Source organism: uncultured Parasphingopyxis sp. (assembly GCF_937129435.1).
Taxonomy (GTDB): Bacteria; Pseudomonadota; Alphaproteobacteria; order Sphingomonadales; family Sphingomonadaceae; genus Parasphingopyxis.
Map to the genome: position 1 here is coordinate 1 of NZ_CAKZNF010000012.1, position 2172 is coordinate 2172.

Below are 2172 nucleotides of genomic sequence, written 5' to 3' on the forward strand. Positions count from 1 at the left end.
GATCGGCTATTTCGCCTGCCTGCGCGAACCGCGCATCTTCGACCTGTGGATCACCAAGGTCAGCAAGTGCCCGCGGATCAAGAATTACAAGCGGTGGGGCTGCAACAGCTACGCCGCCTGAGCGATTTCGAGCCGGATGGACTCATCCGGCGGCTCGGAAATCGCGGCAACGAAAATGTTTGAGCCGACCTAGGAGGGTCGACGCATGAGCAAATGGAAAGGAGCCGCCGCCTGGAGCGCGAAGGAAGCCCGCGTCGGCGACCGGCTGCCCTATGCGCGCCTGGTGGACGAGAACACGCTGCTGCTGCGCGACGGTTCGCTGCTGACCGCAATCCAGGTGCCCGGACTTCTGTTCGAGACCGAGGATACCGAGGCGCTCAACGCCCACGCGGCGACCCGCGAGGTGATGCTGCGCTCGACGCTCGATAGCCGCTTCGTCATGTACCACCACGTGATCCGTCGCCGGGTCGAAGTGGAGCTGGACGCGGAATTCGACGATCCGCTCGCGCGTCATATCGATGCGCGGTGGAAGGAGCGGCTCGGCTCGGGCTCGCTGTTCATCAACGACCAGTTCGTCACGCTCATCCGTCGCCCGGCGCGCGGCAAGGCGGGTTGGGTCGAAAAGGCGAGCAAGGCGCTCAACAAGCGCAATCAGGACGCAACCGAGGCCGATCCAAAGGACCTGCGCTCGCTTCGGGCCGCCGCGACCGGCCTCGTCGCTTCGCTGCAGCCCTACGGCGCGTCGCTGCTTGGCGATTACACCGGCCCCAAGGGCTACACCAATTCCGAGATCCTCGAGCTGCTTTCGGCGCTCTATAATGGCGAGATGCGCCCCGTGCGGCGTCCGGCCGAAGACCGCGATATCGGGCATTTCCTGCCCTATCGCCGGGCCAGCTTCGGCATCGACGCAATGGAACTGCGCGGTTCGGGCGATCCCGATTTCGCTGCGATCCTGAGCCTCAAGGATTATCCCGACGCGACCAGCCCCGGCCTGCTCGATAGCCTGCTGCGACTGCCCTACGAGATGGTCGTCTCGGAGAGTTATGCGCCGGCAGAACGCACCACCGCGCGCGAGCGGATGGACCTGGCGATCCGCCGCCTGCGCTCGGTCGACGAAGAAGCGCAGGCCGAACGCAACGACATGATGGCCGCGCGCGATGCGCTGGGCAACGGCGCGGTCGGCTTCGGCGATCACCACCTGTCTGTGCTGGTGCGCGAGCGCACGCTGCCCCGGCTCGACGATGCAACCGCCGCCGCATCTGCCGCGCTGGCCGATACCGGCGCGATCGTGGTGCGCGAGGATACCAATCTCGAGCCTGCCTTCTGGGCGCAATTCCCCGGCAACGAGCACTATATCGTGCGCCGCGCGATGATCTCTTCCGCCAACATGGCGAGCTTCGGATCACTGCATGGCTTCGCGCTGGGCCAGGCCGAGGGCAACCATTGGGCCGAGGCGGTGACGCTGCTGGAGACGACCAGCGCGACGCCGTTCTTCTTCAACTTCCACAATGGCGATCTGGGCAATTTCTCGGTCATCGGCCCGTCGGGTTCGGGCAAAACCGTGGTGATGAACTTCCTCGCCGCTCAGGCGCAGAAGTTCTCCCCGCGCACGATATTGTTCGACAAGGATCGCGGCGCGGAGCTGTTCGTGCGCGGGATCGGCGGGCGTTACGACCGGATCTATGCGGGCGAGCCGAGCGGTTTCAATCCGCTCTCGCTGCCCGACAACCCTGCCAACCGTGCCTTCCTGCGCGACTGGCTGGGCGTGCTGCTGAAGGCGGAGGGCCCCGAGGAACTCCAGACCGTGAGCCATGCGGTCGATGCGGCTTACGAAAACGATGCAAGCCTTCGCCGCCTGCGCAATTTCCGCGAGCTGTTGAGCGGTACGCGTCGCCCCGAGGCGGGCGACCTCGCGGATCGCTTGTCCGCTTGGATCCACGGCGGCGAACACGCCTGGCTGTTCGACAACGAGACCGATGAGCTGGATCTCGAGCGCAAGACGCTCGGCTTCGACATGACCGCACTGCTCGAAAACCCGCGGCTGCGCACGCCGACGATGATGTACCTGTTCCACCGGATCGAGGAGCGGCTCGACGGCGAGCCGACGATGATCCTGATCGACGAGGGCTGGAAGGCGCTCGACGACGAGGTTTTCGCCGCGCGCATCCGCGA

The 2172-nt window shown here is 65.6% G+C and carries 2 protein-coding genes; both read left to right on the plus strand.

The genetic code is table 11. The annotated features are described in order from the left end of the window. The coding region (locus Q0139_RS02640) for a VirB3 family type IV secretion system protein (RefSeq protein ID WP_298016897.1) at positions 1–121 on the plus strand (121 nt) is incomplete at its 5' end. A gap of 84 nt (positions 122–205) precedes the next feature. Continuing rightward, positions 206–2172: VirB4 family type IV secretion/conjugal transfer ATPase (locus Q0139_RS02645; RefSeq protein ID WP_298016894.1), on the plus strand; the 1967-nt coding region annotated here is incomplete at its 3' end.